The sequence below is a fragment of the Lacibacter sp. H375 genome, from assembly GCF_037892425.1.
In the GTDB taxonomy this organism is placed as follows: Bacteria; Bacteroidota; Bacteroidia; order Chitinophagales; family Chitinophagaceae; genus Lacibacter.
The window spans coordinates 2,802,681-2,827,729 of record NZ_JBBKTT010000001.1 but is presented as its reverse complement, the minus strand read 5'-3'; the positions used below and the strand labels follow the sequence as shown (position 1 = coordinate 2,827,729).

Genomic DNA, 25,049 nt, shown 5'->3' with positions numbered 1-25,049 from the left:
CAGTTCATCGTAACTGAACCTATCATAAATCCGACATCACAAATCAGACATCCTGTTTTATTCCCATTTAAAAACTTTAATTGCGATTGCATACAATCCTACTCCCCACAAACCAAGTATGCCAAGTTGCTTTCCGCAATCAACCAAATGACTTCCTTCAAAAGCAATGTTGCGCATTGCATCATTCAAGTGGGTTAAAGGCAAAACCTTACAAATTGGTTGCAGCCATTTTGGAAATGTATCGATTGAGAAAAAAGTTCCTGCCAATAAAAACTGTGGCAAGGTGAACATGTTGGCGAATGGAGGAATGGTACTTTCATTTTTTGCCAACCCACTTACAATAAAACCAAAGCCCATGAACACAATTAATCCAACCAAACTCAGCAACAATAATTCAATAAATGTTACCCAACCATGAACTAAAGTGAAACCAAATACAAAACGCCCGATCAATAAAATCACAATTGCAGTGATCAATTGAAATGCAACCCGGCTGATCCCTTCACCAAATAAAATATAACCACGCTTAATGGGTGTAGCAAAAAAACGTTTCAATACCAATTGCTGACGCAGATTGAAAAACAAAAATGCTACACCGAACACACCGGCACTCAACAATGAAAAACCTAGTTGGCCGGGCAAAATAAAATCGATGGTTTTATAAATGCGTCCAGGCATTGGCGGGGGCAGATCAATGCTTGCATAAGTTGGTGCATTAGGCGCTTTTCTTCGATCAAGGTCTACAATAATATCTTTTAAGGTTGATTGAAGAATCGCCAAACGATCAACACTTGCAGTGGAGGTTTGAATACTGATGTTGTATAACGGGAACGTATCAGTGCCGTTTGGCTTCATATCGAGAATAGCAGTAATGCGCCCTTTCGACAGATCACTTTTTAATTCTTCTTCGTTTTTCTCCATCACCCGAATGGTTTTGTATTTCAACAGTTGTTGATAGACTGCATTGTTCTGCGAAGTATCTGTGCCTTTTGTAAAACCGATACGAACGGTTGGACTTCCACCACCAATAAAACCAAACACCAATATAAAAATGAGCGGAAAAGCAAAACTGAAGATCACAGCCGATGGACTGCGGAAAATAGCCCGGAAACTTGCCCTGGAAATAGCCAGCATCGCTTTCCACTGGCTGTAAGGTTGACTCATGGGCGCAAAGCTATTTGTTTATGCTGTTGCCCGAAAAACTTTTTCATCCCTATTTTTACAGCATGTCGCTACACAAGGTTTACATTTTATTGGGCAGCAACCAGGGGCAACGAAAACAATACTTGCAAAAAGCGATCAGATTGATGCAGGAGCGCTGCGGCAGCATCAGCAAAGAATCATCGATCTACGAAACAGCGGCATGGGGACAAACCAAACAGGCAGCTTTCTTAAACAAAGTCATCGTATTACAAACAAGTCTATCTGCCGATGAACTCATGAAAACCCTGTTGCAAATCGAGCAGGAACTCGGGCGTATCCGTACTGAAAAATATGGGCCACGCACTATCGATCTGGATATCTTGTTTTATGATGATCTCATTTATCATTCGGCTATTGTTACCCTTCCCCACCCTGCTATTCAGGACAGACGATTCGTGTTGATACCACTTGCTGAGCTTTCACCCCGTAAAGTGCATCCCGTTTACAAAAGGACTATTTCTACTCTGCTGAAAGAATGTGCCGATCAACTGGCTGTGAAGAAGCTTGGTTAAGTACTTTTCCACAAACTGTATAAGTTCATTCCACGATTTGCCCGCATGCTTTAATTTGCCGACGGATGAAATATCATTTTGTAACAATAGAAGGGAATATTGGTGCCGGTAAAACAACACTGGCACATATGCTGAGCAAACATTACAATGCCCGTTTAATTTTGGAAGAATTTGCAGACAATCCTTTTCTCCCAAAGTTTTACGAAAACCCAAAACAGTTTGCCTTTCCGCTAGAACTGTTTTTTATGGCTGAGCGTTACAAACAGCTGAAAGATCTGTTGCACACGCAGGACATGTTCAACTCCATCACTATTTCCGATTATTTGTTTACGAAGTGTTTGTTGTTTGCAAAAGTGAATCTGCCGGCCGATGAATTCAGGTTATATCAAAGCCTGTTTGATATCATTCATCAACAACTCATTCAACCAGAAATACTCATTTATCTTCACTCACCTGTTTCCCGTTTACAGCAGAACATCCGCAAACGTAACCGCAGTTACGAGCAACAGATAGCTGATGATTATTTATTCAGCATACAAGAAACCTACACGCAGTATATTAAACAGCATAATGTAAAAACGTTATTTGTAGACGCAAGCAATGCCGATTTTCTCGGCAACAAAGCACACCTGCAAGTGATCATTGATGCATTGGATAAAGAATACGAACAGGGGCAACATTATCTTACACTGCCATGAACCAACCTGCCAAACAACCCTTTTTACTTAACAAAGAATTTGCATGGTATGTTACCGCACGTTTGATTTTCCTGGCAGGTTTACGTATGACGCCGGTTTTATTGGGTTGGAAATTATACGAAGTAACAGGCAGTAAACTTTCATTAGGTGTGCTTGGTTTATCGGAAGTGATCCCGGCTATTTTATTGGCATTGCCGGCAGGTGTAAAGATCGACCGTAGTAATAAACAACGACTCATCAGCATTTGCATGCTCTTGTATTTTGCAATTATGATCGGCATGCTTTTCATTACATCCGATTATTTTATCAAATCAAATTCCACATCAGTTGTTCAATGGAGCATTTATGGATTGGTAGCAGCAACCGGTGCGATGAGAGCTTTCAGCAGTCCGGCATTCAACGCATTTCTTTCACAGATGGTTTTACCAACACAGCTAGTAAGAGCAACATCTATTAACAGTATGGCGTGGTTACTTGCGGCAGTTATTGGTCCGGGTGTCGCAGGTTTGTTGATGGGTTATACCAATGTAACAGTGGCTTTCACGGTTGTATCATCACTTGTGCTCATTGCAGTTTTCTGCATGCAGAATGTAAAACAAAAACCTGTGTTGTTTAAACCGGGTAACGCACGCACATGGGAAAGTGTAAAAGAAGGGATCAATTTTATTCTTACACAAAAGGCATTGCTTGGTTCTATGACCTTAGACATGTTTGCCGTTTTGTTTGGGGGTGTTACAGCCTTGCTGCCAGTGTTTGCAAAAGATATTTTACATGTTGGTCCCGAGGGTTTGGGCTGGTTAACAGCAGCAACGTATCTCGGCAATTTTATCGCCATTGCTGCCTTAACATGGAAGCCGATGAAAAACAAGCAGGGGCAAAAACTATTTTATGTAATTGGTGGGTTTGGTATTTGTATTTTGATATTCGCCTTGTCACAAAATTTCTGGTTGAGTTTTGCAGCACTTTTCGTGAGCGGCTTGTTTGATGGTGTAAGTGTGATCATACGAGGTACTGTGCTGCAGTTATTTGTTCCCGATGAAATGCGAGGACGTGTAAGCAGTGTAAGTTCGATCTTCATCAACAGCAGCAATGAGCTTGGTCAATTTGAAAGTGGCACTGCTGCTTCCATCATGGGCACTGTTCCTTCCGTGATCTTTGGAGGTTGCATGACACTTATTGTTGTAACCATCACCTGGTTTAAAGCGCCAACCCTTCGCAAACTCGAGTACTGAGTTTGCCATTCATCCATATTAATGCAGAATATTCGTCTTGCTTGTAAACAAAACAGGAGATTGTTTATTTTACAGTAATAAACAATTCTGTATGAACCGCAAATCATTTCTCTGGGCATCATCACTCACTGTTGGCGCTCTTGCTTTTCAACAATCGTTATTGGCACAACTGTTTCAGCAGGAAGCATGGAACATCAAAATGCTCACGGATGATATTGGAGTGTTTACCGAGCGTGGCGGAACAATTTTATTCTACCTGAGCAAAGAAGGCATTGTGGTGGTGGATACCCAATTCCCTGACCAGAGTAAACATCTGATCGATGAATTGAAGAAACGTTCTGAGAAGCCATTCAAATTACTCATCAACACACATCACCATGGCGATCACAGCAGTGGTAACATTTCATTCAAAGGAATCGTAGAACATGTGCTGGCTCATGAAAATTCAAAGACCAACCAGGAGCGAGTAGCCAAACAAGCAAAGACAGAAGATAAACAATTGTATCCTGATCAGACATTTGGAAAAACATGGAGTCAGAAGATTGGCAATGAAAAGATCACACTGCATTATTTTGGTGCAGCTCATACAGATGGTGATGCACTCATTCATTTTGAACATGCAGATATTGTGCATATGGGTGATCTGATCAACAACCGTCGTTATCCGTTTATTGATCGTACGGCAGGTGCTTCGGTTAGAAACTGGATAAAGGTGCTGGAACAAACCACAAAGAAATTCAATAAGAAAACAACATTTGTTTACGGCCACGCATCACAGGGTTTTGAAGTGTATGGCAAGGTTGATGATATAAAAGCCATGCAAAATTATTTTGAAAAGCTTGTTGCATTTGCTGAATCAGAAATAAAAGCCGGAACAAGTAAAGAAGATTTTCTGAAGAACAAATCGATACCCGGAGTTACAGAATGGATCGGCGATGGTATTCAACGATCATTAACTGCGGTGTATGAAGAGCTGACAACACAGTAAACAGTAAGGGGAGGTGATTGATCAGTGATGAGTTATTGCACTGATCACTGATCACTCATCTTTCATTTCTCTCTTCCCCCAGCGAAACGTCTTCACATCAATCCCTGCTAAATCAAGCACACGATCAACAACAGTTGCTGCAACTTCTTCAATTGTTTTCGGCACGCTGTAAAAACTTGGAGTAGCCGGACAAATAATTCCACCGGCCAGCGTAACCGTTTCCATATTGCGGATATGAATAAGATTGTAAGGGGTGTCTCTTACAACGCAGATCAGTTTTCTTCTTTCTTTCAACACCACATCAGCAGCACGTGTAATCAAATCATTTGATACACCTGTTGCAATGCGGCCGAGCGTACCCATGCTACAGGGAATAATGATCATTGTGTTGAACTGCCCTGAGCCCGATGCAAATGGAGCAGTAAAATCGGTTGTTGAATAAATTTTGAAAGGCAGATTTTCATACTCCTTATCCTGCAATTCAGTGCGCCACACTTCTTTTGCATTCTCTGTCATAACAACTGCCACTTCCTGCCACTGATCTTTGGCTGCCAAAAGCTTCTGCAATAAGAGTTTCGCATAGATCGATCCACTGGCGCCGGTAACAGAAATAACAATTTTATGCACGTGAAAGCGTTTAAATTTGTAACAGTAACAAAAATACTATGCAAAAGTTTTGTTTTTACTCCGCCCTCTTCTTTCTGTTCATCAGCATCAGTTCTTTTCAGCAAAAGAATGCAAAAGAAAAAATGAATTGGATATCACTGGAAGAAGCTGAACTTAAAATGAAAACCGAACCCCGCCCTATCCTCATTGATCTTTATACCGATTGGTGTGGCTGGTGCAAGGTGATGGACCGCAAAACGTACACGAGCCAGGACCTCATTAAATACCTCAACACAAATTTTTATACGGTAAAATTAAATGCTGAAACCAGGTCGGAAGTAAAATGGAAAGGTAATACCTATAAGTTTAACCCGTCTTATAAAACCAATGAGGTTGCTTTAATGCTGACGAATGGCGAGTTAGCTTATCCCACAACTGTGATCATTCCCTCGTTAAACGATGATCCTCAGCCTATTTCCGGTATGTTAGAGGTAAAAGAAATGGAACTGGTGGCCAGGTATTTTGCTGAGCGAAAGTATGGCCAGGTGAGCTTTGATGACTATGCTAAAAATTTTAAACCGAGCTGGAAATAATTTAACGTTTCAACAATAATTCAAAAAAATATTCTATTTTGCCATTGATGATAAGGTTTAATGGTTAATGGTAACTGATTAGCGCCTCTTCCTTTACCGGAAGAGGTTTTTTTATGCCTTCAAAAAATAAACTCCAACGGTTTTTGCTGCTCCTTACTGAATTATGACACAACCATGCAACTCTTAAAAAAAATATTCAGTCTATTTGTGTGATGATAAGGTTTAATGGTTAATGGTAACTGATTAGCCATATCCCCTCCTTTCCAGGTGGGGATATTTTTTTTGTTGAAATTTTAGAAATAAAAAAGGCTCATTGCTGAGCCAAACTGGAAAAAATATTTTAGCTGCTTATTTACTCGCTACAACAGAGCTTGAAAAAATAATATACATCGGCCCTTGCGGAATATAAGCCGCCGGCATGTGTTGATTTTTTTCGGCCGGTGCGCTCACAATAGTTTTGTTTCCGAAAGAAGCCACTTTGTAAAAATTATAACGCTCCATCGTTTTACGATTTGCCAACCTGTCGTCCAACGTGTTAACAGCATCTGGCCATGTACCTTCTTTTGTATATCGTATAATACCATCAAGAAGCGATTTATCATTTAACTGGCGGCTAACTTCTGTTTTCTCTGCCTGCGATAAATTATAAGTTGAATACATTTCGCCCATATCAGTAATCGTTACCGCTTGTGCTTTTTTCCCATCAATATAAAACCCTTTTGTACAGGCTGTAAACGATACAGCCACTAAAAGCAACAGGATACTTTGTTTCATAATTTTCATACGTAAGTGTTAAGTTGAATGAAAGTAAAGATTAATTTCTTTAAACAAAAGAATTACAACTAGCACCAAAAAAATTAACAGCTTACTTATTTTTTCTGCTCCATCAGTTTCTCCAACACAAAATAAGTGATTGGACAAAACGTGCTGTTCTTTAGGGTTAGCTGTGGTCGTTTTAAGATCACATCTTCATCGGTATAAGGAAAACGTTCACAATCAGACGGACGAACCTCATAAATACCACAATAATTATCAGCACCTAGAAAAGGACAAGGTTTTGATTTCACCACATAGTCACCTTCGTTATCGAGATAGAGATAGGTTTCAATAAAATCGCTCTCCTTCATGCGGAGATGTTTACTGATACGTTTGATATCCGGTGTCTTAAATCGGGGTGAATAATTTTTACAACAGTTGGCACATTGCAGACAATCAATTTTTTCAAAAGCCTCTTCATGCAGATCGGGTAATTGTTTCAACACTTTATTCTTATCGGCACGCTTCAAAAAACGTCCATATTCCTTTTGGTGTTCCTCAGCTTTCTTTTCCCAATTTTGAAGTAGATCGTCCGCCATGCTGCAAATGTAATCGTTAGGTGAAAACGGCAAGCTATTTGAACAGCCGAAGAAAGAAACCACCTCCACTAGTGCACCAATAAAAAAACAGGTAGAAAATTTGCGAAACCGAATGGTTGCATGTATATTTGCAACCGAACGGTTTCATAAAGCCGTGTTACAAATAATGAGAAGAGACGTATTTCAAGCCATTGCAGACCCCACCAGACGTGCCATAATCGTTCTCATCGCAACGCAATCGATGACACCCAACGCACTTGCGGAACGTTTTGATACCAGCCGTCAGGCAATATCGAAACACCTACGCATTCTCACTGAATGCCAACTGGTGAAACAGGAACAAACCGGGAGGGAGATCTATTATCAACTGAACGCAAAAAAAATGAAAGAAGTAGCCGACTTTATTGAGCCATTCAGGCAAATGTGGGAAACGAAGTTCAACCAATTAGACAACGTATTATCAAACTTAAAAAACAACAAAAAATGAGTACGAATAAAACAAAGGTTGCAAAAGATTTTCAGGAAAAATCAATTGTTGTGTCAAGAGAATTTAACGCACCGCTTACAGATGTATGGCGTGCATTTACTGAGAGCGAATTGCTTGATCAGTGGTGGGGACCTTCGCCCTGGCGTGCTGAAACAAAATCGCAAGACTTCAGGCCCGGCGGCTTTTGGCTATATGCAATGGTTGGCCCTGAAGATCAGCGGCATTGGGCACGTATGAATTATATTACCATCAACCATCATAAAAACTTTGACATAGAAGATGCTTTTTGTGATGAAAATGGTGTGGTGAATAATGAACTTCCTGTTTCAACAGGTAACAACTCGTTTACCGAAATACCCGGAGGCACAAGAGTAGAATTTAGAATGCTTTATCCTACAGAAGCAGCCCTGCAAACAATTGTTGATATGGGTTTTGAACAAGGTATTTCCATCTGCTTTGATCAGTTAGAAGAATTGTTTAAGAACAACAAGATCTGAACAACTAATATTGTCTCATCTTACTTAAAATGGAAGCAGAAAGAATTTTGCTTCCTTTTTGTTTAACGTATACAGGCTTCAAACGATCTATTAAGAAACGTGAGCTGAATTCTTTCCGCTGCGCAACCGATTTCACAGACTTTCCCCACCTGCTAACAGCTGTTTATTTGAATCGATTCTGCCCGTAACTTTGCCCGTCTTTAATTTTTTGGAAAACATGAGATTAAAGACAGCTGCCCGGCAGTTACTTTTCCATTTACAGATCAGAATAAACGTACGACATCACATGAACCTTTTTGAAGCGCAACAAAACGAATTTTCCCGTCGCCACATTGGAACCACAGGTGCAGAAGCAAGTCTTCTGAAAACGGTTGGTGTAAGCAGCATGGAAGAACTCATCAGTAAAACAGTACCCGCCTCCATCCGTAACCACGATAAACTGGCTATTCCGGATGCTATGAGCGAAGCTGATCTGCTGAAACACCTCAAAGACATTTCACTCAACAACAAATTGTTTAAAAATTACATTGGTCAAGGTTATTACGATACCATCACTCCTTCGGTGATCTTGCGTAACGTTTTTGAAAACCCGGGCTGGTACACACAATACACTCCTTACCAGGCTGAAATTTCACAAGGTCGTTTGGAAAGCTTATTAAATTTTCAGACAATGGTAAGCGACCTGACAGGTCTTCCTATTGCAAATGCATCTTTACTAGATGAAGCAACTGCTGCAGCTGAAGCAATGAACATGTTGTTTCATCATGTAAACCGCACCGATGTTATTAATGCACCGAAATTTTTTGTTGACAACGAAGTGTTCCCTCAAACAAAAGATTTGCTTGTTACCCGTGGTACTCCATTGGGTATTGAATTGGTGTTTGGCGATTATAAAGAAGCATCGATCGACAAAACATATTTTGGAGCTTTAGTTCAATACCCAAACAATATTGGTTCGGTTGAAGATTACCGCCAGTTTATTCAACAGGTACAAGCTGTTGGTGGTTTTGTGGCCATGGCAACTGATCTGTTAGCTCTCACTTTATTAACCCCTCCTGGTGAGTTGGGTGCAGATGTTGCCTTTGGTTCAGCTCAGCGTTTTGGTGTGCCTCTTGGTTATGGCGGACCGCATGCGGCGTTCTTCACCACCAAAGATGAATTTAAACGTTCTATCCCGGGGCGTATCATTGGAGTAAGTATTGATGCACAAAACAACCGTGCATTGCGGATGGCGTTGCAAACAAGAGAGCAACACATTAAACGTGAAAAAGCAACATCGAATATTTGTACAGCACAGGCTTTGTTAGCGAACATGGCAGCAATGTATGCTGTGTATCATGGTCCGCAGGGATTGATCAACATTGCAACACGTGTGGCATTACTTGCACAAACAGTTGCTGATGGATTAACAGAAAGAGGTTTTGAATTAGTGAGCAATTTCTTTTTCGATACAATTGCTGTGAAAGTAAAAGACCTTTCTGTAATAAAAGCAAAAGCTGAAAAGCAGGAGATCAACCTTCGTTATGTTGATGCCTCAACAATTGGTATTTCAATTGATGAAACAACAACATTGGAAGATTTGTATGATCTGATCAATTGTTTTGTAAATGATGTTGATCCTGTTCATTTTTCTGTTGAAGAGGAAGTTGTTCTCAAACATATTCCATCTACATTAACAAGAACAAGTGCGTTTTTAACTCATCCAAACTTCAATACGCATAACAGTGAAAGCCAGATGATGCGTTATATGAAACAACTGGAGAACAAAGATCTTTCGTTGAATACTTCGATGATCTCTTTGGGAAGTTGCACCATGAAGCTGAACGCAGCAACGCAAATGATGCCGTTGAGCTGGGCACACTGGAGCAAGATTCATCCGTTTGCAGCAGCAGATCAAACAAAAGGCTATCAACAGATCCTCGATGAGTTATCACAATATTTAAATGTGATCACAGGTTTTGATGCATGTAGTTTGCAACCAAACAGTGGTGCACAAGGTGAATATGCAGGTTTGTTAGCAATCCGTGATTATCATTTAGCCAACGGACATGCAAACCGCAACATCATCCTCATCCCTATTTCTGCACATGGTACAAATCCTGCTAGTGCGGTGATGGCAGGAATGAAAGTGGTAGTGGTGAAAGCATTAGAGAACGGTTATATTGATGTTGCCGACTTTAAAGCAAAAGCTGAACAACACAGTGCAAACCTTGCAGGTGTGATGATCACTTACCCAAGTACCTACGGCATTTTTGAAGAAACTGTAAAAGAAATTTGCGAGATCGTTCATCAACACGGTGGACAGGTTTACATGGATGGAGCTAATATGAATGCACAGGTTGGTTTAACATCACCGGGGTTAATTGGTGCTGATGTTTGTCATCTCAATCTGCATAAAACATTTGCTATTCCGCACGGCGGCGGCGGCCCCGGCATGGGACCAATTTGTGTGAAAGCACATCTTGGGCCTTATCTGCCTGGCCATGTAAATCAAAATACAACTGGTGCAGTTAGTGCAGCGCCTTATGGCTCTGCTTCGATCCTGCTCATCAGTTATGCCTATATCCGCTTGCTTGGAGCAGAAGGCGTGAAACGTGCAACTGAATATGCCATCCTCAATGCCAACTATATGAAGGCAAGACTGGATAAAGATTTTGATATTCTTTATACCGATGAGAACGGCACCTGTGCACATGAATTTATTGTTGATCTGCGTCCGTTTAAAAACACAGCAGGCATTGAAGCAGAAGATGTAGCAAAACGTTTGATGGATTATGGTTTCCATGCACCAACAATGAGTTTCCCTGTACCAGGTACGATCATGATCGAACCAACAGAAAGTGAAGACAAAGCAGAGTTGGATCGTTTCTGCGATGCAATGCTGAGCATTCGCCAGGAGATCCGTGATATTGAAGAAGGTAGAGCCGACAAAGCAGATAACCCTTTAAAGAATGCTCCACATACTCAACATGTGGTCACAGCTGATGAATGGAATCATGCTTACACAAGACAACAGGCCGCCTTTCCTCTTTATTATGTAACGCTGAATAAATTCTGGCCAAGCGTAAGCCGCATTAATAATACATATGGTGATCGCAATCTCATCTGTACTTGCGAGCCGGTGAGCAGTTATGCAGAAGAAGAAGCGTAATTCAATTGGTAATAGACAAAATAAAACGTCCCGCTATGTGAGCGGGACGTTTTTATTTTATTTCAATACATCTGCCAACGGTACTAATTCCAGTTTTGGATTATACTTCATCATTTCATGTAATAAAGCCGTATGTCCCGAACCGAATAAGATTAAGATGCGTTCTTCTTTACCATCTAAACGTTTCAGAACATTTTCATAAATAATCATGTTCCTTCTCCACCACTCACTTGTTACATACGAACCAACATGATTACCTTTTTCACCCGCAATAAGAAATTCATAATAAATCCCTACCGCCGTCTTAACAGACTCAGGCGAGTTATGGTGTAATAAAATCTCTTTAACTGTTTTTGTTTTCAGTGATTCATTAAAATCTTTTTCAATAGCGCCAATCGTCTGCTTGATCATTTCCAGGAACTCGAATTGCTTTGCCGCAGTCGCAGACTTCATCAAACTATCGAACGCAAAATCCGCTTCAGTATAATCCACAGCATACAAGCCTGTATGATTTAGCTCTTTGGCTACACGATAAGCAATTTGATGAGTTTCCGATGCAGCTAGTTTTAGTTCACCTGACTTGTATTTATTAAAACTGCTGTCGAGTTTTGGTTGACGTTCAACAGGCATCTCAATAAAAATTTTATCCGGTCGGAATTGTTTGATTTTTTCAACTACTTCCAGAACCTCTGCCTGTCGTTTGGCCGACAGGATATTAGCGTTTTCAAATTTCGCCACATCCAGTCCCGGGTTATCAAAATGAAAACTTCCCAGCAACAATACTTTGGTTTTCTTTTGTTGTGCATTGCCTGCAATTGCCACGAATGAACATAATAGGCAAAGAATAAATAGCTGTTTCATATAAACGTTTTGCGTGTGACGATAAAGCTATTTTAAACGTTACAGTTGATCAGATTTTTTCTGCTGAAGTGTGTTAATTATTCAATGAAGCGTACTTTACTGGTCAAATTTTATACAAAAAAGCATGTTGATTTTCTCAACATGCTTTTATAAAAAATGATCTATTGAACTGATCACGCTGATATCTTCTTCTTCCAGAAATAATAAGAAAGTATACCCGGTACGATCCACATTAACATACCCAGCATTTGCGGATCAAACTTGCCACTTGCGGCAATACCGGAATAAACAGCAGCTGCCAAATCAAAAAACAAACCTGCATAGGCCCACTCTTTCATTGTTCGGTCAATTGGCAGAAGCAGCGCAATCACGCCAATAATTTTTGCCCAGCTGATGAACTGAATAAAATAAATGGGATAACCCAGGAACTTATGAAAGATTTCAATTGTCTGCTCATTTGGGCCAATACCGCCCACAGATGAAAAGATCATTAGAGCACCGAATAAAATTGTAAATACCCAATAGAGAATGTTGATTGTTTTTGGTTTCATATTGATTGATGATTGTTTAGCGTTAAAATAACAAATACTCTTCGTAACAGAAACAAAACTACCCCACACAACAGAAACTCTGCCTGTGCCACTGCGACAAACATCATGGCTACTTGCGACAAATGTGAGCGCACGGACAACTTTGATGCTTTTCAAGGATGATAAAAATCAGGTCATCTGCTGCAGTTCCTCATCAGCAACTGTTATGCGGCAAACTAGTTTTGTTCAATGAAACAATTCATTACAACCATTTGCGTATTACTATTGATCGCAGTTTCATCTCAGGCACAAACAGGCCAAAAAGCCGTGCAGGCGGGTATTGAACTCGACGCACTTCCCTATGTTACCGGTGGATATTTTGGAGCAGCATGGATCGGGAAAGCTCATGTACGTGTGCGACTATTAACTGCCGGCGTAAATATGCCGGAGTTCATCACACGCAATGGATTTAGCAATCATCATATCAGCTCTTATGCCGTGGTAGCAGATTATTTTCTGAAAGAAAACTGGAATGGCTGGTGGGCAGGTGCCGGATTGGTATACTGGAAAAGCAGCATCCAGACAGATGCTCATTTACAAACAGCCGGCTTTGAAAATTTCTTACTGAACGGAAGTGTTGGCTATAACATCCGCTTACATAAAAATATTTACGTCTCGCCTTGGGTCGGTTTGAGTATAAGAACCGGGGGAGATAAAAATGTTACTGTTGATATGAAACAGTACACACTTCCGCTGTTGAATCCTGAAGCTTCGGTTAAACTAGGATTTCATTTCTGATTTTTTTTCCTCTATCATTTCGATGAACGGCAAAACATATGCTGTTGAAAGGTTGTAACTTATCCTCCTAAATCAACATGCAGATGGATCAGCAAATTATTAATCTCTACGACGAGTACACGCACAAGCCACTTCCACGCAAAGATTTCATGAAGCGCCTTGCAATTTTAACCGGCAGCACTGCTGCAGCAGTTGCTATTCTTCCATTTTTGGAAGGTAATTATGCTAAAGCAGCAGTTACACCCGATGACGATCTGTTTACCGAATACATCACTTACCCAGGCGTAACCGGAGAAATGAAAGCGTATGTGGCACGCCCCAAAAAAGAAGCGAAGTACGGAACAGTTGTGGTGATACATGAAAACCGTGGATTGAATGCGCATATTGAAGATGTTGCACGTCGTGCTGCAACAGCAGGTTTCTTAGCCATTGCACCAAATGCATTAGCTCCGCTGGGTGGCACTCCTGCTAATGAAGATGAAGCAAGAACACTCTTCACTAAACTCAATCAACAGGAAACACAAACCAACTTCATCAATATTTTCAATTATCTCAAAACAAGAAAAGACAGTAGTGGAAAATTCGGATGTGTTGGTTTTTGTTGGGGAGGTGGTATGGCAAATACTTTAGCGGTGAATGTTCCCGAGTTAAAAGCTGCAGTTGCATTTTATGGCAGACAAGCTGCTGTTGCCGATGTACCAAAAATTAAAGCAGCGGTGCAATTGCATTATGCTTCTTTAGATGAGCGTGTAAATGCAGGAGCACCCGCTTACGAACAGGCATTAAAAGATAACAAGATAACCTATGAATTGTACATGTATCCTGATGTGAATCATGCATTCCATAATGATACAGCTCCTACACGTTACAATGAAGCCGCTGCTAAACTTGCATGGCAACGCACCATCGATTTTTTCAAAAAATATTTAGCATAACAGAATTTCTTATGCCCCATATTTGCAAAAGGAAGCCATTGGCTTCCTTTTTGATAATTAGCAGACGTGCAACAACTATTTTATAAAATTCCTGTTTTGAACACCTGTCAACATCTTATGAATCGACTGATCATTTGCTTCCTAAGCCTGTTTATTTTTATTTCGATTACCAATGCGCAAACTCCGCCTAAAAGAGAATTAAGATCTGCATGGTTATCTACTTTTTTAAATCTTGATTGGCCCAGCACATCTGTACGAACGGTGCAGGAAGTAAAAGATTCTGTGATCAGCTTGCTCAATATGCATCAGCAAACCGGCATCAATGCCATTTATTTCCAGGTAAGAAATGAATGCGATGCGGTTTACCAAAGTGCATTAGAACCTTGGAGTGCTTCTGTAACAGGCAAGCAAGGCATTGCACCTGCTGCCGGTTTTGATCCGTTACAATTCATGATCGATGAATGTCGCAAGCGTGGCATTGAGATACATGCATGGTTCAATCCTTACCGTGCAGTCAATAATTATAACCTTATCGGCAGCTATGCCTCAAGTCATGTTGCCAACAAACATCCTGAATGGCTGATTGCACAAGGCTCTTTACGCATTCTAAACCCCGGTATCCCTGCCGTGCGTGACTATGTTCTTTCAATTGTAATGGATGTGTTACGACGTTATGACGTTGATGGTATTCATTACGATGATTATTTCTATCCCTACCCCGGAGCAGGCGGAACAACTGCACGGTTTAATGATGATGCAAGCTTTGCTGCTTACGCAAGAGGTTTCAGTAATCAAAGTGATTGGCGAAGGGATAACATCAATCTCTTAATTCAACGCAGCTACGATAGTATTAAAACAGTAAAGCCCTGGGTAAAATTTGGCGTATCTCCTTTTGGCATCTGGCGCAATAAAAGCAATGATGCAACAGGATCGGTAACAAGCGGCTTGCAGAGTTACAGTGACATTTATGCTGATACAAAAAAATGGTTACAGGAAGGTTGGGTTGACTATGTTACTCCACAAATTTACTGGAGCATTGGCTTTCCTACTGCAGATTATGCTGTACTTGTACCATGGTGGAACAGTATTGCAAATGGCCGGCACATTTACAGCGGGCAGGCAATTTATAAAATAAAAGCAGAATTAGACAATGATGCAAGATGGAACAATCCTTCGCAGATCAATAACCAGATAAGGCTTAACAGGAAATACAATAATGTTTTGGGCAGCACCTTTTTCCGCACCCGTTATTTTGTTATTAACCCTTTACAATTCAGAGATTCATTGCAAGAGCATCTTTACATTACACCCGCATTGTTACCTACCATGCCCTGGCGTGATAACACTGTTCCACAACCGGTAAGTAATGTAACGGCACAAGTCATCAACAATCATGTGCAACTCAGCTGGACCAAACCTGTAGCCACAACAAATGAACTGGACAAAGTAAGACAGTTTGTGGTTTACCGTTTTAACAACGCAACTGTTAATTTAGAAGATGCAGAAGCAATACAGTATGTTACAGCCAACAATGAAGCAACGAGCTTTATTGACAGCAACCTTGCTCCCTCGGTTTACTACTATGTAGTAACAAGTCTTGATCGTTTCCATAACGAAAGTGCAGCAAGTAATGTAAGAGAAGTTTCGCTTCTGCCGATAACTAATGCAGTTACACCGCCACCTCCTGTTGAAAAGCCTAAACCTGTAGTTGAAAAACCTCAGCCCCAAGTAACAAGCCCGGCTGCTGATATTGAAATGATCGCTAATCCTAACCCTTCCACAGCGTATACGATCATCAACTATTCTTTGCCTAAACGAACTGCGGTTTTACTCTTTGTGGTTGATAGCGATGGAAGAGAAATTATGAAACTGGTGGATGGCATTCAATCAACCGGCAAACAATTAGTTCGGTTTAATACCAGTAACTTACTTGCAGGTACATATCTGGTAAAATTGCAGATCGAAAACATTGAGAAAACATTAAAGGTGGTGGTAACAAAATAATAGTTAGTGGATTGTGGCAAGTTGGTAGTGGTGGTCCGTCGACAGTCGTCCGGGGGTCCATTAACTATACGGTTCACCAATTGCTTATTGATTACTGCCTATTCTTCATTCACCTACCTTTGCATAAACATTTATTATGGCGGAAGATCTCCACATCATCCAGGGAACAAAAGAAGAGCAATACGCTGAACTCATTCCACAGATCAAAGGTTTGCTTGAAGGCGAGCCTGATCTTACAGCTAATCTTGCTAATGTGTGTGCTGCTTTGAAAGAACAATTTGGTTGGCTATGGGTGGGATTCTATTTGGTGAAGCCCAGCTCAGCCAAAGCATTTTCAGAGAAGAGTGAAGAGTTGGTTCTCGGGCCATTCCAGGGACCTGTTGCCTGCACCCGAATCCGCAAAGGAAAAGGTGTCTGCGGCAGTTCATGGCTTGAAGCAAAAACACTGATCGTTCCCGACGTAGAAAAATTCCCCGGTCATATTGCCTGCAGTAGTTTAAGCAAATCAGAAATTGTAGTGCCGGTTATCCGCAACAACAAAGTGTTGGCGGTACTTGATGTTGACAGTGCCGATTTGGATACATTCGACGAAACAGATCAGCAATACCTCGAAGAAATTATTGCGTTGATCGAATTCTAAATCCGCATAATGCAAAAAGACAAGGTGCTGCTTTACGGAGCTAATGGATACACAGGTGAACTGATTGCCCGTTATGCAAAGGATTATAACCTCACTCCTGTTCTTGCAGGAAGGAATGAAAAAATCATCAGCTCATTAGCCCAACGTTTACAACTTACTTACCGCATTTTTTCGTTAGACGATGCGAATGAATTGCAGCACCAATTATCAGATGTACAGCTAGTGATTCATGCAGCAGGTCCGTTTGCCAATACCGCCAAACAAATGGTGGAAGCCTGCATTGCAACACATACACATTATATCGACATCAATGGCGATATTTCTGTTTTTGAACTTATCAAAAAATATGATGCTGCTGCAAAACAGGCAAATGTGATGTTGATGCCGGGTGCAGGCTTTGATGTAATTCCTACTGATTGTACCGCATTGCATTTGAAAGAACAATTACCTGATGCTACACATTTGCAATTAGCATTTATTCCAAAAGGCGGACAGGTAAGTCATGGCACGGCCACAACCATGGCAAGTCGTTTGGGCGAAGGTGGCACTGCAAGAGAAAACGGAAAGCTGGTAAGAAAACCCTTAGGTCATAAAGGCATGTGGCTAGATGTAAATGGTAAACATTTATTTGTGATGACCTTACCATGGGGCGATATTTCCACAGCTCATCATACAACAGGTATTGCTAATGTGGAAGTGTACACAGGAATGAAGCCGACAGTTTACCGTTTATTGAAATTTCAATTTCTGTTCAACTGGCTATTACGCAAACAATTTATTCGTAATCGTATTCAGCAAAAAATAAATCAGCGCCCTGCGGGACCAACAGATGAGCAACGTGCAAATGCATCAACAACCATTTGGGGTAAAGTGTGGAATGCAAAAGGTGAAGAAAAAATAAGTGTATTGCAATGTGCCGATGGCTATAGTGTAACAGCATGGGGCTGCTTACTCATCACACAAAAAATATTGAACGGAGATTTTAAAGCCGGATATCAAACACCTGCTTCCTGTTACGGCAAAAATCTTATACTGGAGATTCCGAAGAGTACACGTATCAGCTAAGGCTTCACGAAATAAGCATCAGCATTGTAAGTAATCACAAATGAACGTGCAGACGCAGGTGCAAAGAACCGGAACATACGTGTACTAAATTCGTTTTTCACTCTGCGTTGGCCTTTTCTCTTTTTATCAAAATCATAGTAATCAACCAAAGAAACAAGTGTTTGATCATTTGTTTGATAAATAACAGTGAGGTTACCAACTCCCCAACCGAAATAATTATCATCGTGCAGGTTCACATACTTTGTGCAATAACCGGGCTGATTAGCTTCCGCAGGTTTACAATCGCTGTCCTTTATGTACAACGGAACTGTTTGTTGCAACCTTTTAAAATCAGAATCAGAAACAACAAATGTGTCACCACTACCCAACAGGTAATGTTGCAACAGTTCTTTTTCGAAAGGCGAGTTTAATTTAGGATGCAGCGATACCACTTTGTAAAACAATTGACGATATCCCCGCAACTTTTTTTGCTTTGTAATTTGAATAGTAGCAGAATCGCCGGCAACAAGCAGGGAAGGAACAAACAATAAGAGGAGGAGATAGCAATTCTTCATCGAGAGTTCAAAAATAACATTTTTCTCATTCTGCACTTCGTTTCGCCTGTCGGCTTAGTTTTGCGGCTCTGAAAGATTATTACGCCATACTCGATGTGCCTTTAACGGCTACGGTACCTGAAATTAAACAGGCCTACCGTAAGCTGGTGATGATCTATCATCCCGATAAGAACAACGATGATCCGTATGCATTAGCCCGCTTCAATGAAATTAAAGAAGCTTATGAAGTGCTGATGAACCCCGGTAAAAAAGAAATGTACCTGCAGGAACGCTGGCTGAAAAAAGCTTCTGGTCATGCGATCGGCGAAAAAATGGTAACGGCTCCCAACATCCTTATTAAAAGCCTGGAACTCAACAAACAGATTGCTGCAATGGATGTTTACCGTATGAGCTACGGTGGAATGGTCGATCGTATCCTTGCCCTCATCAATAATTCAACGATCGATGAGCTGCTGTTACAAAAAGAAATTGAAGTACAACAGGCTATCGTCCATAGTTTGCTTAACACAACAAAACACTTTCCTTATAAAGAAACAAAGCTGGTTGCTGATCAACTCCGCAAACTGGCAAAAGATCAACCCCGGCTTTTACAACACATCGATATTACCGTTGAACAAAAAAGAAAAAAAGAAAACTGGGGCAAGTTCAATGGATTGTTTGTTTTCCTGCTAACTCTTTTACTGTGTCTTCTTATTTATTTTATGGGACGTTGAAGTTTGTTGAATGATCTCCTCGTTAAACAGTCCTTTCTTTTCACACAAAAAATTATTGTGATGAATGGCAGAACTATTGTTTGAAAACAATGTTCTCTTTCCAAACAAAAAATTTTTATGAAGAAGACATTTTTCTCTTTAATGACAACTGCTGCCATTGCAGTAGTAATGACTGCCTGTGGTAGTGGCGAATCAGCGGACGCAACAAAAGATACTGTAGCTGCAGAAACAACTGCTGCTGCTGATACAATGGCCCCTGCTGCACCTGCAACTGTTGTTGCAATTGCTGTTGGTTCTCCTGATCATTCAACTTTGGTTGCTGCTGTTACAGCTGCAGGTTTAGTTGAAACATTAAGTGGTGCCGGTCCTTTCACAGTATTTGCACCAACAAACGCAGCGTTTGCCGCATTACCTGCCGGTGCTCTTGACAATCTATTGAAGCCTGAAAACAAAACTGATCTTACAGGTATTTTAACTTACCATGTTGTAGCAGGAGCTTTAAAAGCTGCTGATCTGAAAGATGGTCAGAAATTGAAAACAGTAAACGGTGCTGAGTTAACTGTTTCAATTAAAGATGGCAAAGTAATGATCGATGGCGCAAACGTAACTGCTGCTGATCTTACAGCCGGTAACGGCGTTGTGCATGTATTGGATGCAGTGGTAATGCCTAAAAAATAAGCAGTACCCTTTTTCATTCTATAAAAAATTGCTTCCCGAAAGGGGAGCAATTTTTGTTTTGGTGAATTATTCTTCCTGAGCCTTGGATTCTTTCTTGTGCCTTGTCTTTTGTTTTTTGGATTGTCCTTCTTGTCCCTTGTGCCTTTCCGCTTGTGCCTTCATACAGTTATCTTTGCAGCATGCATTACGTTTCTGTTGAAGGTTTAACGAAGAGTTACGGTATTACTCCCCTGTTTTCGAATATTACTTTTCATATTGAAGAAGGCGATAAAATAGCCTTGGTGGCCAGGAATGGTTCGGGCAAATCCACCTTATTGAAAATACTGGCGGGTAAAGAAACGGCCGATGACGGCAAATGCTGGATTAACAAAGACGTGGATATTGCTTTGTTTGAACAGGAACCCGATTTTGACCAAAGCAAAACGATACTTGATAATATTTTTCAGCACAATCACCCGGTGATCAATGCCATTAAAGAATACGAACTAATAAGTGAAGAAAACGATACCGATAAACTCGGTGCAGCCATTGTAAAAATGGATGAGCTGGGTGCCTGGGATTTTGATGCAAAAGTGAAACAGATTCTTGGCAAGCTGAACATTCACCATCTGCAACAATCAGTAGGAACATTATCAGGTGGTCAGCGTAAACGTGTGGCACTTGCAAGAACATTGATTGATATTGGCTTTGATCACAAGCATGTACTACTCATCATGGATGAACCTACCAACCATCTTGATGTGGAGATGGTGGAATGGCTGGAACATTATCTCAGCAAAGAAAACATTACACTCTTACTTGTAACGCATGATCGTTATTTCCTCGATACCGTTTGTAATGAAGTTTGGGAACTTGATGGAAGTACATTGGTCGAATACAAAGGCGACTACCAGAATTATTTAGAAAAGAAAACGGCACGTATTGAAAGTGATCTTGCAAGCATTGATAAAGCAAAGAATACTTATCGGAAGGAATTGGAATGGATGCGTAAGCAACCAAAGGCACGTACAACAAAAAGCAAATCACGACAGGATAATTTCTACGAAGTAGAAGCAAAAGCCAAACAACGCATCGAAGATCAGCAGGTACAATTGAGTATGAAGATGAACAGGCTTGGTGGCAAAGTGGTGGAGATGAAAAAAGTGTACAAGAGTTTTGGCGATAAACAAATCTTAAAAGGCTTTGATTATACATTCAAAAAAGGCGAACGAGTTGGTGTGGTTGGAAAGAACGGTGCAGGTAAATCAACTTTCATTGATATCATACAGGGCATTCAGCAACCAGACAGTGGAAAGATAAACGTAGGCGACACGATCGTGTTTGGCAACTATTCGCAAACGGGTTTAGAAATAAAAGAAGACCTGCGTGTGATTGAATATGTAAAAAACATTGCGGAGAATTTTCCGTTAGCAAACGGTGGCTCTTTGAGTGCTGCACAGTTCCTGCAATTGTTTTTGTTTGATCCGGATAAACAGTACACGTACATTTCAAAACTGAGCGGTGGCGAAAAAAGAAGATTGCATTTGCTCTCCATTCTTTTCCGTAACCCGAATTTCCTGATGCTGGATGAACCAACGAATGATCTTGATCTTCCAACATTGGCTGTACTTGAAAATTTCTTATCAGAGTATCCAGGCTGTTTACTCATCGTGAGCCATGATCGTTATTTTATGGATCGACTGGTTGATCATTTATTTGTGTTTGAAGGCGATGGCGTAATCACCGATTTCCCCGGCAATTATGCACAATTGCGTTTGTGGCAAAAAGAGAAAGAAAAGTTGGAAGCCGATAGTAAAGAGTCGGGAGTTAAAGAAAGTAAGAGCGAACTGTCATCAGTAGCTTCGGCACATCCTTCTGTTGAGATGCCAACAACGACTGTAGAAAAAAAACGTTTCAGCTTTAAAGAAAAACGTGAGTTTGAATTATTGCAGAAAGAAATTGAACAGCTTACAGCTGAGAAAGAAACCATCACAGCCAAACTCAACAGTGGCAATCTTCCGTTTGATGAATTACAACAACTCAGCAATCGTATTGGTGAGGTAACAAATTTGCTGGATGAAAAAGAATTCCGCTGGCTGGAGTTGAGTGAGTATGTAGATTAGGATGTTTGATTTATGATCCAGGATTTATGATGTGTTCTACTTGTGACAAACTAAAACACGTCAACTAATCAGTATATTCAAAATCATCAGACTTCGGCATTTGTTCAACGATACTTACAGCAATGGCTGGTGCAGTGAGTTTACGTATACTTGTATCAAGCCATGCAAGATCAGCATATAGAGTTGCGGCCAATGTTCCATCGGCTTTTTTCATTTCATGTTTTGCACTCCATCTCGAGCCATCACGCTTGCATTTTGTGAGCAACAGGTTTACGGTTACAATATCACCAGCATTGATCTCTCTTCTGAAAATACATTCCTCACGAAAAAGTATAGGACCGATATTTAATTCATTCATCACCTCCAATGTGCAACCATGTGTAATAAAAAAACTCATACGTGTATGTGCACCTAATTCATAATACTTCGAATGCATTACATGTTGATTGGCATCCACATCAGCCCAACGGAGTTCGAATGTTTTACTGTATTCGTTCATGGGTTGAAGTTAAGGAAAACAAGAACCAAGGAACAAGGTTCAAGGTACAAGGCACAAGAAGGAAAATCCAAGGTACAAGAACCAAAGCAATTGTCAATTGTGAACAGACAACTTAGAACTTCAGAACTTGGAACATGTATTTTCAAAAAACAAAAACCCCGGCTCATCGCAAGGGCTTCGTATCATCAGGATAAATAAATCACTTTTTGTTGTACATCAGTTCGTAGTATTCATGTGCCATACGGTTACTGTCGAACTGGAAACGTACGTCACGCATACCATTCTGAGTGATCTGGCGCCACACAGGGAAATTGTCGTAGTACAAAGGCAAGATCTGGCGTTCAAGAATTTCATACATCTGATCAAGATCGTATTGATCCTGCTCATGTACATGCATTGCAGTATAATCAACAGGCGGTACGATAAAACTGTTGTTACCATGGTTAGCAAATTCGCAAATCCATCCATCAAATGTGCTGAAGTTAACAGCGCCATTCATGGCAGCAGTCATACCACTTGTTCCACTCGCTTCACGTGGCACACGTGGGTTGTTTAACCAAACATCTGCCGCTTGTTTCAAACGCTTGCTCAATGCAAGTTCATAACCCGTACACACAGCAACGTTTTTATAATTCTTACTCAGGTGAACAAGATTATTAAAATCGCTGATAGCAGGATAATCAACCGGGTAAGGTTTACCGGCCCAGATGATCTGTACCGGGTATTTTTTATTGCTGAGTAATGCATTGAAACGATCAAGATCACGTGTAATCAATTCTGCACGTTTGTAACCTGCAAAACGACGAGCCCATACGATCGTCAACACATTAGGGTCAAATAATTTTCCTGTTTGATCAGCAACAAGATCAAATGCACGACGCTTCAGATAAGTCTTTCGATCATCAAAGCGCTCCTCGTTTCCTTCATCCATTGAGAAATACAATTGCTTATCGGCCCAGTAACGCCAGTTTTGTGCATTGGTTACATGGGTAATCGGGGCAATACCTTCATAATGACTCCACATCTTGCGACTCACTTCACCATGCAAAGCACTTACACCATTTGAATGACGTGCAAAACGCAATGCGGCCAGCGAATGATTGAACTGATCGTCATAAATACCTGTGAGCTTACGCACTTCATTCAACGGTATACCGCAGAAATAGCTCATCTTCTCACAGAGGTAAATATCATGTTTTTCGTTACCTGCTTCTTCAGGAGTATGCGTGGTAAACACCAAACGCTTTTTCACTTCTTCAACAGATCCGAATTTATTGTAGAGATAAAATGCCGATGAAATAGCATGTGCTTCATTTAAATGATAAACATCAGGTTTAAATCCTAATTCATCAATGAGCTTTGCGCCACCAACACCCAACAAAATAAACTGGGCAACTTTAGTAGCAACGTTTGCATCATACAAACGGTGACAAATAGTTTGTGACACATAATCGTTCTCAGGAAGATCAGTGCTCAACAAAAACATCGGCGCACTCTTGAATGTTTCTGGATTCAGGTACCATGCTTTCACCCAAACTGGATGTTCATGAATATTGATCTGAAACTTGATACCCGTATCTTCTAAAAAATTATAGATCTTTTCGTTCCATTGAACCTGAAGTGTTTGGTCCTGGTTACGTGCCTGGTCGTAGTAACCATACTTCCATAGAATACCGATGCCAACAAGATTCTGCTTCAGTTCGTATGCGCTGCGCATGTGCGAACCTGCGAGAAATCCCAAACCACCACTATAAATTTTTAAAGGCTGATGTACCGCAAATTCCATTGAGAAGTAAGCCACTTTTTTTGTGTAAGCATTTTCTGTGGCGTAAGGAACCTTGAAATGATTAAACGTCATAATACAGTTGTTCGTTTGCTTTTGGGTGCGCAATATAACGGGAAAAATCCAAAACGGCCCTTTTTGACGAACGGGGTTATTAACATCAAACGGTTGGTATTACGGCGGTTACTTCTATTTCAATCAGCAGGCGCTCATCGATCAAAGCGGACACTTCCACCATTGTAGAAGCCGGTTTTATGGCAGCAAATACTTCGCCATGTGCTTTGCCTGCTTCTTCCCATTTGGATATATCAGTTATAAACATTCGGGTGCGAACAACATCGTTGAGCGAAGCACCAGCTTCAGCCAGGGCTTTCTCTATTTTTTGAAAAATGTATTTTGTTTGGAGGTAAACACTACCCAATCCCACCAACTTATCTCCGTCCATAGCAGTTGTGCCCGCCACTTCAACTACACTACCCACACGCACTGCTCTTGAATAACCTACTACATCTTCCCAGGGGGAACCGGAACTAATTAACTGACGATGCATATTCTGAATTTAAAT

Annotated in this window: 26 protein-coding genes; 16 read left to right on the top strand and 10 right to left on the bottom strand. The window is 40.7% G+C overall.

Annotated elements, in window-relative coordinates:
- Window positions 1–57 precede the first annotated feature (57 nt).
- On the bottom strand, window positions 58–1,164 hold the full coding sequence (locus tag WG954_RS12345; protein WP_340436883.1) for an ABC transporter permease: 1,107 nt from the start codon (window positions 1,162–1,164) through the stop codon (window positions 58–60).
- Between the two features lie 62 nt (window positions 1,165–1,226).
- On the opposite strand from WG954_RS12345, the gene folK reads away from it, so the two are divergent.
- The 4 genes from folK to WG954_RS12325 all read left to right on the top strand — a co-directional run bounded on the left by folK (window position 1,227) and on the right by WG954_RS12325 (window position 4,633).
- The gene (gene folK, locus WG954_RS12340) at window positions 1,227–1,715 is read left to right on the top strand and encodes a 2-amino-4-hydroxy-6-hydroxymethyldihydropteridine diphosphokinase (protein WP_340436881.1); all 489 of its coding nucleotides are present in this window, start codon (window positions 1,227–1,229) and stop codon (window positions 1,713–1,715) included.
- Window positions 1,716–1,780: 65 nt separating this feature from the next.
- Entirely contained in the window at window positions 1,781–2,413 is a 633-nt protein-coding gene (locus WG954_RS12335) for a deoxynucleoside kinase (RefSeq protein WP_340436879.1), read from the top strand.
- Entirely contained in the window at window positions 2,410–3,645 is a 1,236-nt protein-coding gene (locus WG954_RS12330; protein WP_340436877.1) for an MFS transporter, read from the top strand. Before WG954_RS12335 ends, WG954_RS12330 begins: the two co-directional genes overlap by 4 nt.
- Window positions 3,646–3,736: 91 nt before the next feature.
- On the top strand, window positions 3,737–4,633 hold the full coding sequence (locus WG954_RS12325) for an MBL fold metallo-hydrolase (protein WP_340436875.1): 897 nt from the start codon (window positions 3,737–3,739) through the stop codon (window positions 4,631–4,633).
- 51 nt (window positions 4,634–4,684) lie between these two features.
- Here the strand turns inward: WG954_RS12325 and WG954_RS12320 are convergent, their stop codons facing one another.
- Window positions 4,685–5,260, bottom strand: a complete 576-nt coding sequence (locus tag WG954_RS12320; protein WP_340436873.1) for a UbiX family flavin prenyltransferase — start codon at window positions 5,258–5,260, stop codon at window positions 4,685–4,687.
- A 38-nt stretch (window positions 5,261–5,298) separates the two neighbouring features.
- Here WG954_RS12320 and WG954_RS12315 point away from each other — a divergent pair, with 38 nt between their 5' ends.
- Complete coding sequence (locus WG954_RS12315) at window positions 5,299–5,832, top strand: thioredoxin family protein (RefSeq protein WP_340436871.1); 534 nt, start codon at window positions 5,299–5,301, stop codon at window positions 5,830–5,832.
- Window positions 5,833–6,180: 348 nt separating this feature from the next.
- On the opposite strand, the gene WG954_RS12310 is transcribed toward WG954_RS12315, so the two are convergent.
- Together WG954_RS12310 and WG954_RS12305 are read right to left on the bottom strand one after the other, a co-directional pair.
- Window positions 6,181–6,615: a hypothetical protein gene (locus tag WG954_RS12310; RefSeq protein ID WP_340436869.1), complete on the bottom strand. Its 435-nt coding sequence runs from the start codon at window positions 6,613–6,615 to the stop codon at window positions 6,181–6,183.
- Between the two features lie 86 nt (window positions 6,616–6,701).
- Window positions 6,702–7,187 carry a YkgJ family cysteine cluster protein gene (locus WG954_RS12305; RefSeq protein ID WP_340436867.1) on the bottom strand — a complete coding sequence of 162 codons (486 nt, stop codon included), beginning with the start codon at window positions 7,185–7,187 and terminating at the stop codon, window positions 6,702–6,704.
- Window positions 7,188–7,353: 166 nt separating this feature from the next.
- Between WG954_RS12305 and WG954_RS12300 the strand changes: the two genes are divergently transcribed.
- From WG954_RS12300 to gcvP, 3 genes are all read left to right on the top strand, one after another.
- Window positions 7,354–7,674 (top strand): ArsR/SmtB family transcription factor, encoded by a 321-nt coding sequence (locus tag WG954_RS12300; protein WP_340436864.1) that lies wholly within the window; start codon window positions 7,354–7,356, stop codon window positions 7,672–7,674.
- Window positions 7,671–8,171, top strand: a complete 501-nt coding sequence (locus tag WG954_RS12295) for an SRPBCC family protein (RefSeq protein WP_340436862.1) — start codon at window positions 7,671–7,673, stop codon at window positions 8,169–8,171. The genes WG954_RS12300 and WG954_RS12295 overlap by 4 nt, the downstream gene beginning before the upstream one ends.
- 286 nt (window positions 8,172–8,457) lie before the next feature.
- Window positions 8,458–11,322: an aminomethyl-transferring glycine dehydrogenase gene (gene gcvP, locus WG954_RS12290; protein ID WP_340436860.1), complete on the top strand. Its 2,865-nt coding sequence runs from the start codon at window positions 8,458–8,460 to the stop codon at window positions 11,320–11,322.
- A gap of 57 nt (window positions 11,323–11,379) precedes the next feature.
- On the opposite strand, the gene WG954_RS12285 is transcribed toward gcvP, so the two are convergent.
- Together WG954_RS12285 and WG954_RS12280 are read right to left on the bottom strand one after the other, a co-directional pair.
- Window positions 11,380–12,183, bottom strand: coding sequence for a DUF5694 domain-containing protein (locus tag WG954_RS12285; RefSeq protein WP_340436858.1), 804 nt, complete (start codon window positions 12,181–12,183; stop codon window positions 11,380–11,382).
- Window positions 12,184–12,356: 173 nt separating this feature from the next.
- Window positions 12,357–12,734: a DoxX family protein gene (locus tag WG954_RS12280; RefSeq protein WP_340436856.1), complete on the bottom strand. Its 378-nt coding sequence runs from the start codon at window positions 12,732–12,734 to the stop codon at window positions 12,357–12,359.
- Between the two features lie 228 nt (window positions 12,735–12,962).
- Between WG954_RS12280 and WG954_RS12275 the strand changes: the two genes are divergently transcribed.
- From WG954_RS12275 to WG954_RS12255, 5 genes are all read left to right on the top strand, one after another.
- Complete coding sequence (locus tag WG954_RS12275; protein ID WP_340436854.1) at window positions 12,963–13,511, top strand: hypothetical protein; 549 nt, start codon at window positions 12,963–12,965, stop codon at window positions 13,509–13,511.
- An 83-nt stretch (window positions 13,512–13,594) separates the two neighbouring features.
- Window positions 13,595–14,446, top strand: coding sequence for a dienelactone hydrolase family protein (locus WG954_RS12270; protein WP_340436852.1), 852 nt, complete (start codon window positions 13,595–13,597; stop codon window positions 14,444–14,446).
- 117 nt (window positions 14,447–14,563) lie between these two features.
- Window positions 14,564–16,450: a family 10 glycosylhydrolase gene (locus tag WG954_RS12265; protein ID WP_340436851.1), complete on the top strand. Its 1,887-nt coding sequence runs from the start codon at window positions 14,564–14,566 to the stop codon at window positions 16,448–16,450.
- 136 nt (window positions 16,451–16,586) lie between these two features.
- Window positions 16,587–17,090 carry a free L-methionine (R)-S-oxide reductase MsrC gene (gene msrC / locus WG954_RS12260; RefSeq protein ID WP_340436848.1) on the top strand — a complete coding sequence of 168 codons (504 nt, stop codon included), beginning with the start codon at window positions 16,587–16,589 and terminating at the stop codon, window positions 17,088–17,090.
- A 9-nt stretch (window positions 17,091–17,099) separates the two neighbouring features.
- Window positions 17,100–18,155, top strand: a complete 1,056-nt coding sequence (locus tag WG954_RS12255; RefSeq protein WP_340436846.1) for a saccharopine dehydrogenase family protein — start codon at window positions 17,100–17,102, stop codon at window positions 18,153–18,155.
- On the opposite strand, the gene WG954_RS12250 is transcribed toward WG954_RS12255, so the two are convergent.
- The gene (locus WG954_RS12250; protein ID WP_340436844.1) at window positions 18,152–18,745 is read right to left on the bottom strand and encodes a hypothetical protein; all 594 of its coding nucleotides are present in this window, start codon (window positions 18,743–18,745) and stop codon (window positions 18,152–18,154) included. The two genes, WG954_RS12255 and WG954_RS12250, sit on opposite strands and share 4 nt — an antisense overlap.
- A gap of 32 nt (window positions 18,746–18,777) precedes the next feature.
- Here WG954_RS12250 and WG954_RS12245 point away from each other — a divergent pair, with 32 nt between their 5' ends.
- The 3 genes from WG954_RS12245 (at window position 18,778) to WG954_RS12235 (ending at window position 22,202) form a co-directional block, all read left to right on the top strand.
- Complete coding sequence (locus WG954_RS12245; protein WP_340438915.1) at window positions 18,778–19,422, top strand: J domain-containing protein; 645 nt, start codon at window positions 18,778–18,780, stop codon at window positions 19,420–19,422.
- A 117-nt stretch (window positions 19,423–19,539) separates the two neighbouring features.
- Entirely contained in the window at window positions 19,540–20,100 is a 561-nt protein-coding gene (locus tag WG954_RS12240; protein ID WP_340436842.1) for a fasciclin domain-containing protein, read from the top strand.
- A gap of 179 nt (window positions 20,101–20,279) precedes the next feature.
- Entirely contained in the window at window positions 20,280–22,202 is a 1,923-nt protein-coding gene (locus tag WG954_RS12235; RefSeq protein ID WP_340436840.1) for an ABC-F family ATP-binding cassette domain-containing protein, read from the top strand.
- Between the two features lie 64 nt (window positions 22,203–22,266).
- Here the strand turns inward: WG954_RS12235 and WG954_RS12230 are convergent, their stop codons facing one another.
- From WG954_RS12230 to WG954_RS12220, 3 genes are all read right to left on the bottom strand, one after another.
- The gene (locus WG954_RS12230; RefSeq protein ID WP_340436838.1) at window positions 22,267–22,701 is read right to left on the bottom strand and encodes an acyl-CoA thioesterase; all 435 of its coding nucleotides are present in this window, start codon (window positions 22,699–22,701) and stop codon (window positions 22,267–22,269) included.
- A 199-nt stretch (window positions 22,702–22,900) separates the two neighbouring features.
- Window positions 22,901–24,559 (bottom strand): alpha-glucan family phosphorylase, encoded by a 1,659-nt coding sequence (gene glgP / locus WG954_RS12225; RefSeq protein ID WP_340436835.1) that lies wholly within the window; start codon window positions 24,557–24,559, stop codon window positions 22,901–22,903.
- A gap of 85 nt (window positions 24,560–24,644) precedes the next feature.
- Window positions 24,645–25,034 (bottom strand): RidA family protein, encoded by a 390-nt coding sequence (locus tag WG954_RS12220; RefSeq protein WP_340436833.1) that lies wholly within the window; start codon window positions 25,032–25,034, stop codon window positions 24,645–24,647.
- Window positions 25,035–25,049 lie beyond the last annotated feature (15 nt).